This is a genomic window from Dokdonella sp. GW821-FHT11D02 (assembly GCF_058808595.1).
The window spans coordinates 4595640-4610354 of record NZ_CM179520.1 but is presented as its reverse complement, the minus strand read 5'-3'; the positions used below and the strand labels follow the sequence as shown (position 1 = coordinate 4610354).

Below are 14715 nucleotides of genomic sequence, written 5' to 3'. Positions count from 1 at the left end.
CTTCAGGCCGGCACGATCTGGTCGGCGACCTCGTAGTGGCGCACCAGGGGTTCCATCTCGAGCAGGTAGTCTTCGTCTTCGGGGTAGTACACCGAGCGTTCCGGGTTTTCGCCGGCGAACGCGCGCACCGCCGCCATCGATTCCCACATCGAGATCAGCACGATCTCGCAATGCTCGCCCTGCAGGCGGCGCAGCACGGTGACGCCGCGGTTGCCGGCCGTCTTCGCATAATCCCTGAGGCCGGTTTCGTTGAGATAGGCGATGTACGCATCGGCCTTCTCCGCCAGGGTGATACCGCGCCAGATGCGAGCGATCATGGAACTCTCCGTGGGTCGGCCAAGGCCCGCCGACGCTTCCCCAGAAACATCGACAGGCCGGACATCTTCGCATGCACCGCGTTCGATCGAGGTTATCTGCCGCCGTCCGCCGGCGTGCTCGGCGCGAGCACCACGATGCGCACGTCGGCACGCGTGCTCGGCAGCTCGCGCGCGATGCCGCGCTCGCGCCATTCCGCCGCCAGCGCTTCCTGAAAATGACGTTCGAACGATCGTTGCGGCGCCGCGCGCTGATAGTGCACCAGGCCGAACGCCGCCATCGTCGCCGCGACGGCGCCGGCCAGCATCAGGCCGCGCCGCGCATGCGGCGGCCGCGCGCGGCGCGCCTCGACGCCGCGCATCAGGCGCGCGAGGCCGCCGGTCGGCGGCTGCAGCTGGCGTTGCCACAAGGGCGTGTCGGTCATCGCGATTCTCCTTCCAATCCGGGGTGCTGCATGTCGGCGCGCAAACGCGCCAGCGCGTGGTAGCGGCGCGAAGCGACGGTGCCGGCCGGAATGCCGAGTACAGCCGCGATTTCCTGCCCGCTGAGCCCGCCGAACTCGGCCAGCGAGAGCACCTCGCGCAGCGCACGCGGCAACCGCTCCAGCGCGCTGCGCAGCCGGCGCAGTTCCCACCCCAACGCAGCTTCCGCCGCCGGGTCGTCGCCGGCCGCCGCCAGCGGATCGAGTTCGCCGCGGCGCCACAGCGCCTGCCAGCGAAGACGGTTGCGCGCGAGGTTGAGCGCGGTCGTCCAGACCAGCGCATCGACGCGCGCAGCGTCGATCTGCGCGCGCCGATCCCACACGCGCAGGAACGCGTCGTGGATCAGGTCCTGGCAATCCTGCGTCTGCCACAGCCATCGGTACAACACGTTGTAGAGCGGTTTTTCGAGCCGCTGGTAACAGGCGTACAGCTCTCCTTCGCCGAGCGCCATGGGTCGCCTTAGGACGCGGTGACCGGATCGACGCGCACGAGATACAGCCGCGTAATCGTCGCCGTGCCGTCGCTGTCGGGCACCGGATTCTGCGTGATGACCAGGGTCTGGCCGAGCAGGATCGAGGTGGTCGAATTGGCGCCAGTGGCGACGTAGTTCACATTGGTCACCCCGTTCACCGTCTGCGCCACTGGCACCTGCTCCTGGAAGTCGAGATTGAGCAAGAGGCCGGGCGAGCCGTTCTTCAAGGTGTAGCTGAGGTTGCGCACCGGCGTGGCCGCGGCCTGATGCGTGCCGACCCCGCGCCAGCTGCGCAGCACCGGCAAATCGAGGCTGGACACGCCGCTGACGTGATCGCGCAGCTCGAAATGCACGATGCCCAGCTGCTTGCGCGCTTCCTCCAGCGCCGGCGTCAGCGCCGCCAGCGCCGGATCGTCGTTGCCGTTCTCGGGCACCGCATCGACGCTCCAGAACGACAGCCGCAGCGGTCCGTCGACCTTGGCGGGTGCGGAATTCTGCGGCGTCGACGCTTGAGCCTTGGTCAGTGCGCGCAGGCTGGCTTCGATGCTGCCGTGCAGATTGGCCGGCGCCAGCACCACCAGGCGCCCCGGCGCCGCGCTCGACACCTTGCCGAAGGTGTTCTTGTCTTCCCCGGCGAAAACCGTGTTCAAGGTGCGGCTCAGCGTTTCGGTTTGCTCCGGCGGCACGTCGTAAACGCGCATTTCGAGCTTGGGCGCGGCGGGCGTGCCGGAATCGGCACCGCCGCTGCAGCCGCCGAGCAAACCGGCGGCGAGGATCAGGATCAGGCCATATCGATTCATCGCAATGCTCCTTCAGGGACGCGGGACCTGCCAGGAAATACACGCGAGCGCGCCGATTCTTCACTGCCGCCGGGACGGAGTATGCGATGGGGCGCCTTGGCGCGCGCGCCGGCGCCGGTCTATCCTGCGGCCAAGGTCGCGGCGTCCACGCGCGGCGAGCGGAGTACGAACATGCTGTGGATCGGATGGATAGTCGCCGTACTCGCACTCGGCGCCGCACTCGGCCTGCACCGAGCGTTGCGCGCCGAACGCGCGCACGGCACGCAACTGCTCTACGCCAAGATCGACGCCGAGAACCAGCGCGATGCGGCGCAGACCGAGCAGTCGCAGGCGGCCGAATTCGCGCGCCAGGACGCGAGCACCGAGAGCGCGCGCCAGCGCGCCGTGCTGGAGGCGCTGCGCAGCGATCTCGACGCTGCGCGCGCGGAACTGGTCGATTATCGCGAACGCGTGCGCCGCTTCGACGGCGCCGTGCAGTACTGCCTGCAGCCGGTCGAACTCATCTTCGGGGCCGACAAGGCCAGCCTCGACGAGCTGGTGACGCACGTCGAGGGCGCGCGCCGCGGCCTGTTCGAGGCGCGCACGGCGATGGAGCAGCATCCGATGCACCGCGGCGGCGATCCGCTCGCCGCCGCTACCAACGATCTGCGTGCGCTGCGCGAACTGGCCGGCGCCGCGGCGCAGCAGACCGAATTGCCGCTCGCCACCACGGCGAGCTAGCGCGTGCGGACTGTCCTGGTCGCCGGCGCCAGCGGCGCGGTCGGCCGCTTCCTGCTGCCGCGGCTGCTCGATGCCGGCTACGGCGTGGTCGCGCTGAGCCGTCGGCCGCGTTCGAGCCCGACGCCGCGCCTGCAATGGATCGTCGGCGACCTCGAACGCGAGGTACCGCTGCCGTCAACACCGGCGGCGATTTTCAGCTTGGGTCCGCTGGATGCGTTCACACGCTGGTTCGAGCGCGCGCCGCTCGAAGGCGTCGCGCGCGTCGTCGCGCTCGGTTCGATGAGCATCGACAGCAAGCGCGACTCGCCCGACGCCGCCGAACGCGAGCTGGTCGAACGCCTGCGGCTGGCCGAACACACGCTTGCGGCGACGGCGACGCGCCGCGGCGGCACCTGGACGCTGCTGCGCCCGACCCTGATCTACGGCGCTGGCGTGGATCGCAGCCTGACCCCGATCGCTCGCTTCGCATTGCGCTGGCGCGTGTTTCCGCGCCTACTCGGTGCGCACGGGCTGCGCCAGCCGGTGCATGCCGACGATCTCGCCGCGGCCTGCCTCGCCGCCTTCGGCAGCGCGCGCTGCGCCGGCCAAACCTATGCGCTCGGCGGCGGCGAGCGATTGAGCTTCGAGGCGATGCTCGAACGCGTACGCGGCGCGCTGCCGCTGTTCTGCCTGCCGCTGCCCATTCCGCTCGCGCTGGCGCGCGGCCTGGCGCGGGTGGGGTGGGCGCCGGCGGCCGCGATCGAGCGGCTCGGCAGCGACCTGATCGCCGACGACAGCGCCGCGCGCAGCGATTTCGGCTGGGCACCGCGTGCGTTCCGCGTCGATGCGAGCGTGTGGGGGCAGGAGTGAGGCGCGCGCGATTCAGCGCCGATTCGCGCCGCCCCGGCTATTCCTGCGCGGTGATGGTTCGAACGATTCCCATGCGCCTCTCGGCTTGGCTGCTGCTCGGCGTGGCCGGCGTCGGCGCCGCGCAGGCGCAAGATCTGGCCGATACCTGTCGCGCCAGCAGCAGCTACGACTTGACCGTGACGCCCGATCGCCTGCGTTTCGAGCGCGCAACGCCGGTGCCGCGCCGGATCGAGCTCGGCAACGGCAAGCTCGAGGTCGACGGCGCGCCGTTGCGTTTGAACGCCGAGCAAGTCGACCGCGTCGCGCTGTTCGAGCACGAGTTGCGCGCGCTGGTGCCGAAAGCCAAGGCGGTGGCGCAAGACGGCGTCGACCTCGGCGTGCAGGCGCTGCGAGCCGAAGCAGCGAGCTTGCGGCTCAGCGTGCCGACCGTGCGCCAGCTCGACGCCAAGCTGGCCGCGCGCAGCGCCGAACTGAAGCAGCGCATCGCGGCCAGCACCAGCACGCGCGAATGGCACGACGAAGCGTTCGAACGCTGGATCGGCGAGGTCGTCGCCGACATCCAGCCGCTGATAGCCGACGATCTCGCCACCCAGGCGTTCGCCGCAGTCGCCCTCGGCGATCTCGAAGCGGCCGCCGCGCTGCGCGATCGCGCCGCCGCGCTCGCCGCCGATCTGCGCCCGCGTCTGGAGCGCCGGATGCAGGCGCTGCGGCCGCGTATCGCGGCGCTGTGCCCGTCGATCCGGCACCTGCAGGAACTGCAGCACGGGCTGCGCGGCGAGAACGGACGCGCGCTCGATCTGGTGGAGATCGCCGGCAAACGCTGAGAATCTCTCGCTCGAAAGCGCCCTTCGCCGCAGTGCAGCGTTGCCAACGCTCGTTTGGCCGACCTAAGATGCTGCGACTCTCCAAGCCGCCATCGAAAGGGGCAACCCCATGCAAGCCCGATTGATCACGACCGCCGTCGTCGCCGCCTTGTCGTTGGCGTCGCTCGCGCCACGCGAAGCAAACGCCTACGACTATTACGCGCCGGTGCAATTCCACACGGTCGCCAGCTTCGATCCGAGCAAGGGGGTGGTTCCGTTCCCGAACAACCTGCTGCTGAGCGGCACCAAGGACCTCACCCTGAACATCCCGGTGGCCGACCCGACCGCGCCGAGCGCGGGGCCGACCCTGGCGATGAACGCGCTCGACGGCTTCAGCACGACCGCACCGTGGTCGACCAGCTTTTCGGCGCCGATCGCGCCGGCGTCCTTGGCCGGCAACGTGCGCGTGTTCCAGGTCAAGCTCAGCGGCCCCGGCGGCGGCGTGGTCGGAGTCGAACGCGAACTGGCCTCGCCGGCCGAGTTCGTCGTCGCGCCGGCGCCGTCCGATACCAGCGGCCGCACCATCGCGATCGTGCCGACCCAGCCGTTGCAGCAGATGACCTCCTACATGGCGGTGGTCACCAACGGCGTCAAAGACGTCGCCGGCAACAATGTGCGCGGTTCGCTGGTCTATCAGCTGGCCAAGCGCGGCACGCCGCTGTGCGTCAACAACGCCTCGACCATCGCGGCGCTGCCGGCCGCGACCGCCTGTGCGCTGGAACCGCTGCGCCTCCTGATCAACACGCAGGAAGCGGCCGCCACCACCGCCGGTATCGGTTCGGCCAACATCGCGTTGTCGTGGGTCATGACCACGCAGAACATCACCGCGCCGCTGCTGGCGCGCCAGAGCGTGATCGAGCAGTCGCCGCCGGCGAAGACGACGATCGCGCCGACCGGCAAGACCCTGGGCGACCTCGGCCTCGGCCTGCCGCCGGTGGCCGACATCTACATCGGCACCATCGATCTGCCGTACTACCTCGATTCACCGGACACCGTGTGCGTTCCGGGGCTTCCCGCTTGCCCGAACAATCCGCTGACCGGGCATTGGGAAGCCGAGCCGGGCGCCTACATCCCGCCGTTCAACCAGGCCGGTCTCGATCCGACCTCGACCAACGTGACGTTCGCCAATCCTTTGGCGGTGGCGAAGTCGACCCAGCACGCACCGCTGCTGTTGACCGTGCCGAACGCCGCCTCGGGCAAGACCAAGCCGGCCAGTGGCTGGCCGCTGGTGATCTTCCAGCACGGCATCACGCGCAATCGCACCGACATGTTCGCGGTCGCCGGCACGCTCGCCGCGCAAGGCTTCGCGGTGGTCGCGATCGACCTGCCGCTGCACGGCATCACCGACAAGACCAACCCGTTCTACATCGGCAATACGCCGTTCGCCGCGCTCGGCGCGACCGAGCGCACGTTCGACCTCGACCTGGTCAACAACGAAACCGGCGCGCCGGGTCCGGACGGCGTGATCGACAGCTCGGCCACGCACTACATCAACCTGACCAGCCTGCTGACCTCGCGCGACAACGTGCGCGAAGGCGTGGTCGATCTGCTCGAGCTGTCGCATGCGGTGCAGGGCATGCACTACTCGGCCGGAACCGACTTCGACACGGCCAAGATCCGCGCCGTCGGCCAGTCGCTGGGCAGCATCGTGCTGACCACCTTCATGGCGATCAGTCCGGACGTGCAGACGGCCGTGCTGAGCGTGCCGGGCGGCGGCATCGCGCGCCTGCTCGACGCTTCGCCGACGTTCGGCCCGCGCATTCATGCCGGCCTCGCCGCGGCCGGCATCCAGCAGGGCACGCCGCTGTACGACACCTTCATGGCGGCGACACAGACCGTGATCGACTCGGGCGATCCGATCAACTTCGCCGGCAACGGCACCAAGCTGATCCTGCGCATGAACGACGACGGCACGGTGGCGCAGTACGGCAAGAACCTGCTGGTGCACGAGGTCGTCGGCGGCGGCGATGTGCTGCCCGATCAGGTGATTCCGAACCGCGTGGCGGGTGCGCCGCTGTCGGGCACCGAACCCCTGATCGCCGCCATGCAGATGTATCCGATCACCGAATCGGTGCAGCTGACCAACAACGTGCTGCGCGGCGCGGTGCGCTTCGTGCAGGGCGAACACGGTTCGCTGCTCGACCCGACCGACTTCCCGGCGGCGACGCAGGAAATGCAGGGCGAGATGGCCAGCTTCATCGCCACCAACGGCGGCGCGGTGCTGGTGCAGAACAAGTCGGTCATCCTCGGCCCGCAGCCCTGATCGGACGAACCGCAGCGCGCCGGTCCGGCGCGCTGCGGTTCAGCGCTTTCCTGCGATGCTCTCCGCCTTTGCTTGCGGAGATTTCCCGATGCTACCCCGCGTGTTCGCGCTGCTCGCCGGCGCGCTGGCGAGTTCCGCCGCCGTCGCGAAAGACGCCGCGACGCCGTTTGCCTTCGATGTGCCGTTTCGCGATTGCGGCGGCCTGATTTGCATCGACGTCGCGTTCGACGGCAATGCGCCGCGCAGCCTGATGCTCGACACCGGCAACGCGAACTCGACCCTGCTCAGCGAAGTCGCGCGCGAACTGAACTGGAAGCTCGATCCGGCCCAGCGCGGCGGTGAAACCGTCGCCGGCATCTTCCTCGGCGGCAACCATCGCGTCGCGCTCGGCAATTTGCAGACGACCGCCGATTTCTTCGTGTTCGACCGCGCCCTGCTCGGCGAGAACCGGCCGCCGGTCGACGGCTCGATCGCCTACGACTTCTTCAAGGAGCGCGTGCTGGAGATCGACTATCCGAAGCGGCGCCTGCGCATTTCCAACATCATCACCACGCCGGTCGCCGAGGGCGGCGCGGCGGCGGGTACGCTGAAGCTGATCAATTTCGGCGAGCACGGTCCGCCGACCCTGGTCGCTTCCGGCTTCAGTCTCGGCGGCAAGCCGCTGCGCGTGCGCATCGACACCGTCTTCGCCGGCAGCGTTCTGATCTACGACAGCGCGTTGACCAAGCTCGGTCTCGACAAGACCGGCAAGCCGGAATTCTTCGCCTACACCGACGGCGGCGTGAATCTGCTCGCGGCGCCTGCGCCGGCGCTCGCCTTCGCCGGCCGCGCGCTCAAGCTAGCGCGGCCGCTGGTGTATTTCCCCAGCGACGGCAGCCCCTTGCGCCAACCCGAAGGGTTATTCGATGCGAGCGCCGGCAACGCGCTGTTCGCGCACAGCGTGGTCACGCTGGATTTCCACGCCATGACGGTGCAAGTGAAATCCAACTAGTAGCCGACACCGATCCGGCGCATGAACTTGCCCATCAGCCAGGCCGGGCCGATCAGGAGATATTGCAGGTCGGTGAAGAACGACGGCCGCCGGCCTTCGATCAGATGGCCGATGAATTGCCCGACCCAGGCGACCACGAACACCCCGATCGCGAGCCACATCAGGCCGTTCGGGCCGAGCGTGCGGTACAGGGCTTCGGTCAGCACGGCCAGCAGAATAAACCAGGCGATCATCGCCAGCCCGAGCGGGCGCGACAGGCGCCAGTAGAACGCGAGCACGCCGACCATGATCAAGCCGCACCAGAAGCCGGCGCGGCCGATCGATACGGGCACCGGAATCAGCCATAGGAACGCGATCGCCGCCCACAGGATCGCCGGCACGCAGATCCAATGGATCAGCCGGTTGGTCGGGTTCTGGTGGTCGGAGCTGTAGCTGCTGAACCAGTCGTTGACGGTACGCACGGGCGGGGTCCTCGGCCGAAACTCGGCCGAATTTAAAACGACTGATTGTTTTTCGAAAGGTCCGCCGCAGCAAGCGAGTGGGCGGCCGCCGCTCAGTGCGCCGCGCTGCGCGAAAAGAGCTGGATCACCAGCACGCCGGCGACGATCAGGGCGATGCCGGCGATCGCGCCGATGTCGAGCGCCTGCCGGTAGAACAACCAGCCGAGCACGGCGACCAGGGCCACGCCGACGCCGGACCAGATCGCGTAGGCGACGCCGAGCGGCAAGGTGCGCAGCACCAGCGAGAGGAAGTAGAATGCGGTGGCATAACCGGCGACGACCAGCAGCGAAGGCAGCGGCCGCGTGAAGCCTTCGGCTGCTTTCAAGGCCGAGGTCGCTATCACTTCGGCGACGATCGCGATGGCGAGGTAGAGATAGGCCATCGCGACGGCGGCGTCAGTCGATCGCGATGCCGGCCAGCCGCCGCAGCGCCTCGGCGTACTTCGCCGCGGTGCCGGCGATGACCGCGTGCGGCAGGATCGGCCCGGGCGCTTGTTTGTTCCAGTCCAAAGTTTCCAGGTAGTCGCGCACGAACTGCTTGTCGTAGCTCGGCGGGCTGCTGCCGACGTGGTACTCCTCGGCCGGCCAGAAGCGCGAGGAATCGGGCGTCAGCATCTCGTCCATCACGTACAGCTTGCCGTCGGCGTCGGTACCGAACTCGAGCTTGGTGTCGGCGACCAGGATGCCGCGCTGGGCGGCGTAGTCGGCGGCGTGACGATAGATCGCCAGGGTCGCCGCGCGCACTTGCTCGGCCAGCTCGGCGCCGATCAGCTCGACCACTGCGTCGAAGGAGATGTTCTCGTCGTGCGTGCCGACGGCGGCCTTGGTCGACGGCGTGAAGATCGGTTCGGGCAGCTTCTCCGCCTGGCGCAGGCCGCTCGGCAGGCGCATGCCGCAGAGCGTGCCGCTGGCCTGGTAGTCCTTCCAGCCCGAGCCGATCAGATAACCGCGCGCGATCGCTTCCACCGGCACCGGCTTCAAGCGCCGCGTCACCACGCTGCGCTGTTCGTACAGTGCGACGTCGACCCCGGCCGGCAGCACCGCGGCGACCGGCTTGCCGGTCAGGTGGTTTGGCATCAGCGCGGCGGTGCGCGCGAACCAGAAGTTGGAGATCTGCGTCAGCATCTCGCCCTTGCCCGGAATCGGATCGGGCAGCACCACGTCGAACGCGGACAGGCGGTCGCTGGCGACGATCAGGAGCTCGTCGGTACCGAGCGCGTAGACGTCGCGCACCTTGCCGCGATGGAGCAGCGGCAGGCCGGGCAGGTTCGAATGGGAAAGAACGGTCGGCACGAAGAATTCCGATGAAGCGGGCGCCGGATTCTAACAAGAGCCTCCTGCGACGGTGCGTCGTAACGGCGCTTCATGGCGCTCTTGCTAGAATCCGCCGCCATTTTCCCCTCGGACTTCGCATGCGCTCGTCCGCATCATCCCGCCGCTTCGCCGCGCGCACTCGGCAGCCGCGCCGATGAGCATTCTCGGCAAGCTGGTCGGCGCGGCGCTCGGCTACCTGCTGTTCCACGGCTGGGTCGGTGCGCTGATCGGCGCGATGCTCGGCCATTTCTACGACACCGCGACGGTGCGCCTGCGGCCTTCGCCGCTCGGGCGCGGCTTCATCGAGCCCTTGTTCGCCTTCGCCGGCACTTTGTCTAAGTCCGACGGGCGCGTGTCGGAACCTGAGATCGCCGCGACCGAAGCGCTGATGGCGCGCTTGAGTCTCGACGCCGACGAGCGTCGCGCCGCGATCGAACGCTTCAACGCCGGCAAGCAGCCCGGCTTCAACGTGAACGTCGTGTTCGGCGAGCTGCAGCATTGGTGCCGCGGCCGCCGCGATCACGCCTTCATCGTGCTCGACCTCCTGCTCGACCTCGTCTACGCCGAAGGCGCGCTGGCCGGCCCGAAGCTCGCGCTGCTGCAGCGTCTGTGCGCGGTGCTCGGCGTGCGCGAGCACGAACTCGCCGCGTTGTCGGCGATGAAGGGCTATGGCGCCTGGGCTGGCGCGCGCGGTCCGTGGAGCGAGAGTGCCGGCGGCCGGCGTGCGCCGCCGGGGCGACCGTCCGACGTGGACCCGTACGCGGTGCTCGGGCTGGCGCGCGATGCGGGCGATCGCGAGATCAAGCTCGCGTATCGCCGCCTGATGAGCCAACACCATCCCGACAAGCTCATCGACGTGCCCGACGAAGTGAAGCGTCGCGCCGAGGAACGCGCGCGCGAGATCAACGCCGCCTACGAACGCATCAAGGGCGAACGTGGGATACGCTAACTCTTTCCCGGCGATGTGCCTGCGGCGATGCGCGATAGGCGAGGCGGCCTCTACATCGTGAGCTTGCGCAACGTCGAGCCGATCTCGGTCAATCGCGGCGATCGCCGCATCGAGCACCGCTGTCTGCGCGTCACGCACGAGCACTGCAAGTTCGGCAAGGCGCGCGATTTCGGCGCTCGCCGCGCCGGCTACATGCGCGTATTCGGCGCGGAGAATGTTTCGTTCGCGCCGCTGTTCGAGGTCGAAGAGATCGCACGCGCCGAGCGAGTCGTTCTCACCGATCTCTTGCCGTGGCGACTGCGCGGACCCAGCGGCCGCCGCAACGAATGGCTCGGCGGCATCGTGCCGGCGGAGGTCGAGCGCATCGCCGCATCGGCGCTGCAGCGCGCGGGCATCGCCTTCGTCGCGCTCGGTGGCACCGTCAATCTTTTTGTCTCAAACGAGAATTGATCCGATGGCCAAGCAATCCCCCGTCATCGCGCCGTCGATCCTGTCGGCCGACTTCGCCCAGCTCGGCGCGGAAGTCGACGCCGTGCTCGCCGCCGGCGCGCACTGGGTCCACTTCGACGTGATGGACAACCACTATGTGCCGAACCTGACCATCGGCCCGCTGGTGTGCGAGGCGCTGCGCAAGCACGGCGTGACCGCGCCGATCGACGTGCATCTGATGGTCAAGCCGGTCGACCGCATCGTGCCCGACTTCGCCAAGGCCGGCGCCAGCCACATCAGCTTCCACCCGGAAGCGAGCGAACACATCGACCGCACGATCCAGTTGATCAAGAGTTCCGGTTGCACCGCGGGCCTGGTGTTCAATCCGGCCACGCCGCTGTCCTATCTCGACTACGTGATGGACAAGATCGACTTGATCCTGCTGATGAGCGTCAATCCCGGCTTCGGCGGACAAAGCTTCATTCCGTCCGCGCTCGACAAACTGCGCCAGGTGCGCGAACGCATCGATCGCAGCGGCCGCGCGATTCGCCTGGAGATCGACGGCGGCGTCAAGCCGGACAACATCGGCGAGATCGCGCGTGCGGGCGCCGACACCTTCGTCGCCGGCTCGGCGATCTTCAACGAGCCGGACTATCGCGCGGTCATCGCGAAGATGCTCGCGGCCGCCGCGTAGATAAAAAAAATCCGCACCGGGTACGGAGGGGGAGAGGGTATACCCGGCGCGGCACAACAACACGGTTCAGATCACGAGCCAGTCCGGATCGTCGAGGTCGTCGTCGGGCGGCGCCGTCGCCGCCGCGAGATTGGCCGGCGCGACCTGCGCCTCGCCGCCGAGCCAGAACGAATCGCCGAGGTCGTCGAAGGCCGCATCGCGCCGGAACGGCGCGCGCGGAGTGGCGGAACGGAAGAGATCGAGTACGCGGGCGTTCATGGCAAGTCCTCAGTGGAGGGCGGCGAGCAGGCCGAGCAACAGCGCGGCGAGGGCGAACACGACGCGCATCGGTTCGCGCGTGTGCAGTTCGGCATTCGGATCGGGGCGATCGGTTTTCATCGGGTTCTCCTTTGCAGCGATGTCATTTCAGCGCGCGGCGATGGCGCTGGCGCGTGCGCTCGCGGCCGAAGAGCTGACGGTTGCTGGCAAATCGCTGACGTCGTCGTCGGCGACGGCGCCGACCAGATAGCGCAGCGGGCCGCCGGGAACGACCGCATCGAACGGATAGCAGGTGACCAGCACGAGCCCGTCGCCGTCGGCCGGCAGCGCGGCGAGGCCGGCGCGGCTGTCGACCACGCGCAGTTCTTCGACGCGATAGCGGCGCGTGCCTTGCGCGGCGTCGAGCACGATGCGGTCGCCGCGCGCGAGCTCGCGCAGGAACGCGAAATGCGTATCGCGATGCGCGCTGATCAACACCGTGCCGTGTGTTCCCGGCCGCGCGCTGCTCGGCGTCCAGCCCGGTCCGAAGGCGAGCGTGCGGCCGGAGTCGCCGGCCAGCACGATGCGCTCGACGCCGAGCCGTGCGACGCGCAGACGCGCGACCGGCGCGGTATCCGCCCACGGCCACGGGCGCGCGGCGACGCCTTCCGTGCGCGCCCGCTGCCAGGCGTGTTCGAGCAGAACCTGGGCGAGTTGCGCTTTCGCGTGCAGGTAGCCGGCATGCGCCAGTGGCAACGCCGCGAGCGCGGCGAGCAGAGCAGCGAGCCGGCGCCGGCGTGTGCCGCCGACCGTCGCGCGCGCTGCAGGCAGAGGAGTGCGCGACGCGCTCACGCGAGCACGCCGATCCGGCGCGGCCGGCGGCCGCCGAAGAACAGCGCACCGGCCAGGACCAGCAAGGCCAGCCCGAGCACGGCTTCCAGCCGCGCCGGCGTCGCGGTGGCGGCGAAACCGACGCTGCCGTCGGGCATGCCGTTGGCGATGCGCACCGAGGTCACCGCGGCATCGGCCGGCGCCGACGGCGTGCGCTCGATCGCGATCAGGCTCGTATATGGGGTGACGATGTGGTGTTCCAGCGCGAGCTGCACGATCGCCGCGCGCGTCGTGTTCGGATCGACGCCGCGTTCGAGCCGGCGCTGCAGTTCGTCGGCCTTGCGTTGCGCCCACAGGCGCGCAATGCCGGCCGCAGGCGCGGCGCGCTCCAGTCGCAAGGTCTGCTTCCACGCCGAATCGGTGCTGGCGCCGCTCGCCGTGAGTTCGCCGCGCGCCGTGTCGAGCTTGGCCACGGCAAGCAACGGCTCGCCGGCGTACAAATCGGGCAGACGTTCGGGGTAGCTTTCGGCCGCGCCAGGCCAGCTCAGTGCGAGATCGCGCAGGGCCGGGCGGTCGAGTTTGGCGAACAGCTCGCGCATGCGCTCGCCGACTTCGTCCAGACGGCGCACCACCACCGAGCTGCCGCGGCCGAGCGTGGCCGCGCGTTGGATGAAGTGCGCGTTCGGCGCGCTGCCGATGCCGATGGTGAATAGGCGCGAGTCGCCGCGCGCACTTTCCAAGGTGCCGTACAGGTCGTTCGCGTCATCGACTGCGCCGTCGGTAGCGAACACGACTTGGCGCACGTAACCGGCAGCGGCGCGGCCGTCGAGCGCGCGCTGCAACGCCAGCCCCATTTCGGTGCCGCCGTCGGCGCGCAGCTTGGCTACCCATTCACGCGCCAGCTGCACATCGGCGGGGGTTGCGGCGACCGCCTGGTCGAACAATCGCTCCACGTCGGAGTTGAATTGGATCACATTGAAGCGGTCGCTCGGACGCAAAGATTGCAAGGCGAGATCGAGCGCCGCCTTGGCCTGTGCGAGCGACGCGCCTTCCATCGAGCCGGAGGTGTCGATGACCAGGATCAGCTCGCGCGGCAAGGGATTGGGCAGCTCGGCCGGCGGCAGCAGCATCGTCAGCGCGTAGTCTTCACCGTTCCAACGCTCGACCAGCACGGTCGAGGTCGGCATCGCGCCGAGCAGCGGCGTCCATTCGAGCACGAAGTCGCGATCGGCCGGCACCGCACCGTCGGCGAACTCGACCTGGCGTTGCGCGCCGTCGCCGCTGGTCTTGATCGCGTGGGTGGGACTGTCGACGCGCGTCAGCGCGACGCCGGCATCGAGCGCGATCTTCACGCGTACCGTCGGTGCCGTCGCCGAATGCGCGTCGTCGCCGCTGGCGTGACCCGCCGCAGATGCATCGGAGTCGACCGCGGCAGGCTCGAAGCGCGGCGTGTAGGTCAGCGGCAGGGTCAGCGAGAAGCGACCGTCGCGGTAGACGATCGGCTGCCACCAGCTGAGTTCGACGTCGATCGCCTCGCCCGGGCCGATGTTCGCCACTGCGGTGCGGAACAGCTGCGCGCGCGAGGTTTCGACCAGGCTGGCGCGGCGTCCGCTCGCCGCCGCCTCGACGAACTCGCTGCGCGCCTGTTCCTTCTCGCGAATCTCGCCGACGATGGTGCGGCCGCCGACGCGCAGAGTGAGATCGTGCACGGCGGCGCCGTCGGGCAGCGGCAGCAGGTAGGTCGCGTCGATCCAGCCGTCGCTGTGGTTGACGAAGTGCTGGCGGATGCGCGCCTCGGCGACCAGGCCGCCGACGGCGTAGTCGATCTCGCTGTCGAGCGCGGCCAGCGCGAAACTGCGGCCTTGTGCGTCGCGCGCGTCGACGGCGCCGAAACCGCGTTCCTGCGCGGGCGCGTCGGCGCTGGCGAACAGGGCGGCCAGTAGGACGAGAAGCAGAGCTTGCAGCGAACGCATCGATGTTCTCCCGGATGACGGCGCCATTGCGCG

At 69.0% G+C, this 14715-nt stretch carries 18 protein-coding genes; 8 read left to right on the top strand and 10 right to left on the bottom strand.

Translation table 11 applies throughout. The annotated features are described in order from the left end of the window. Positions 1–2 precede the first annotated feature (2 nt). The 4 genes from AC3QL3_RS19530 to AC3QL3_RS19515 all read right to left on the bottom strand — a co-directional run bounded on the left by AC3QL3_RS19530 (position 3) and on the right by AC3QL3_RS19515 (position 2069). Entirely contained in the window at positions 3–317 is a 315-nt protein-coding gene (locus AC3QL3_RS19530) for a hypothetical protein (protein WP_492895784.1), read from the bottom strand. Between the two features lie 92 nt (positions 318–409). After that, complete coding sequence (locus tag AC3QL3_RS19525) at positions 410–739, bottom strand: hypothetical protein (protein WP_492895783.1); 330 nt, start codon at positions 737–739, stop codon at positions 410–412. Then, positions 736–1248 (bottom strand): RNA polymerase sigma factor, encoded by a 513-nt coding sequence (locus tag AC3QL3_RS19520; RefSeq protein ID WP_492895782.1) that lies wholly within the window; start codon positions 1246–1248, stop codon positions 736–738. Before AC3QL3_RS19520 ends, AC3QL3_RS19525 begins: the two co-directional genes overlap by 4 nt. 8 nt (positions 1249–1256) lie before the next feature. Next, entirely contained in the window at positions 1257–2069 is an 813-nt protein-coding gene (locus AC3QL3_RS19515) for a hypothetical protein (RefSeq protein ID WP_492895781.1), read from the bottom strand. A gap of 171 nt (positions 2070–2240) precedes the next feature. Between AC3QL3_RS19515 and AC3QL3_RS19510 the strand changes: the two genes are divergently transcribed. From AC3QL3_RS19510 to AC3QL3_RS19490, 5 genes are all read left to right on the top strand, one after another. Then, positions 2241–2789, top strand: coding sequence for a hypothetical protein (locus tag AC3QL3_RS19510; RefSeq protein ID WP_492895780.1), 549 nt, complete (start codon positions 2241–2243; stop codon positions 2787–2789). Positions 2790–2792: 3 nt separating this feature from the next. Next, positions 2793–3638, top strand: a complete 846-nt coding sequence (locus tag AC3QL3_RS19505) for an SDR family oxidoreductase (RefSeq protein WP_492895779.1) — start codon at positions 2793–2795, stop codon at positions 3636–3638. Positions 3639–3709: 71 nt separating this feature from the next. Continuing rightward, positions 3710–4462, top strand: a complete 753-nt coding sequence (locus AC3QL3_RS19500; RefSeq protein ID WP_492895778.1) for a DUF2884 family protein — start codon at positions 3710–3712, stop codon at positions 4460–4462. 109 nt (positions 4463–4571) lie between these two features. Next, positions 4572–6764 (top strand): Ig-like domain-containing protein, encoded by a 2193-nt coding sequence (locus AC3QL3_RS19495; RefSeq protein ID WP_492895777.1) that lies wholly within the window; start codon positions 4572–4574, stop codon positions 6762–6764. Between the two features lie 88 nt (positions 6765–6852). Beyond that, entirely contained in the window at positions 6853–7755 is a 903-nt protein-coding gene (locus tag AC3QL3_RS19490) for a hypothetical protein (protein ID WP_492895776.1), read from the top strand. On the opposite strand, the gene AC3QL3_RS19485 is transcribed toward AC3QL3_RS19490, so the two are convergent. From AC3QL3_RS19485 to AC3QL3_RS19475, 3 genes are all read right to left on the bottom strand, one after another. Beyond that, positions 7752–8216, bottom strand: coding sequence for an Mpo1 family 2-hydroxy fatty acid dioxygenase (locus tag AC3QL3_RS19485; protein ID WP_492895775.1), 465 nt, complete (start codon positions 8214–8216; stop codon positions 7752–7754). The genes AC3QL3_RS19490 and AC3QL3_RS19485 overlap by 4 nt on opposite strands. A 92-nt stretch (positions 8217–8308) precedes the next feature. Next, complete coding sequence (locus AC3QL3_RS19480) at positions 8309–8638, bottom strand: DMT family transporter (protein WP_492895774.1); 330 nt, start codon at positions 8636–8638, stop codon at positions 8309–8311. A gap of 13 nt (positions 8639–8651) precedes the next feature. Next, positions 8652–9548 (bottom strand): phosphoribosylaminoimidazolesuccinocarboxamide synthase, encoded by an 897-nt coding sequence (locus AC3QL3_RS19475; RefSeq protein ID WP_492895773.1) that lies wholly within the window; start codon positions 9546–9548, stop codon positions 8652–8654. Between the two features lie 175 nt (positions 9549–9723). On the opposite strand from AC3QL3_RS19475, the gene djlA reads away from it, so the two are divergent. Genes djlA through rpe form a run of 3 tightly spaced genes read left to right on the top strand, consistent with a single transcriptional unit; the run spans position 9724 to position 11641 of the window. Then, the gene (gene djlA, locus AC3QL3_RS19470) at positions 9724–10518 is read left to right on the top strand and encodes a co-chaperone DjlA (RefSeq protein WP_492895772.1); all 795 of its coding nucleotides are present in this window, start codon (positions 9724–9726) and stop codon (positions 10516–10518) included. Positions 10519–10545: 27 nt separating this feature from the next. Beyond that, positions 10546–10968 (top strand): hypothetical protein, encoded by a 423-nt coding sequence (locus tag AC3QL3_RS19465; protein ID WP_492895771.1) that lies wholly within the window; start codon positions 10546–10548, stop codon positions 10966–10968. A 4-nt stretch (positions 10969–10972) separates the two neighbouring features. Continuing rightward, complete coding sequence (rpe, locus tag AC3QL3_RS19460) at positions 10973–11641, top strand: ribulose-phosphate 3-epimerase (RefSeq protein WP_492895770.1); 669 nt, start codon at positions 10973–10975, stop codon at positions 11639–11641. Positions 11642–11707: 66 nt separating this feature from the next. Here the strand turns inward: rpe and AC3QL3_RS19455 are convergent, their stop codons facing one another. From AC3QL3_RS19455 to AC3QL3_RS19445, 3 genes are all read right to left on the bottom strand, one after another. Then, on the bottom strand, positions 11708–11899 hold the full coding sequence (locus tag AC3QL3_RS19455) for a hypothetical protein (RefSeq protein WP_492895769.1): 192 nt from the start codon (positions 11897–11899) through the stop codon (positions 11708–11710). 147 nt (positions 11900–12046) lie between these two features. Then, positions 12047–12730 carry a class GN sortase gene (locus AC3QL3_RS19450; protein WP_492895768.1) on the bottom strand — a complete coding sequence of 228 codons (684 nt, stop codon included), beginning with the start codon at positions 12728–12730 and terminating at the stop codon, positions 12047–12049. Beyond that, complete coding sequence (locus tag AC3QL3_RS19445) at positions 12727–14682, bottom strand: marine proteobacterial sortase target protein (protein WP_492895767.1); 1956 nt, start codon at positions 14680–14682, stop codon at positions 12727–12729. The genes AC3QL3_RS19450 and AC3QL3_RS19445 overlap by 4 nt, the downstream gene beginning before the upstream one ends. Positions 14683–14715 lie beyond the last annotated feature (33 nt).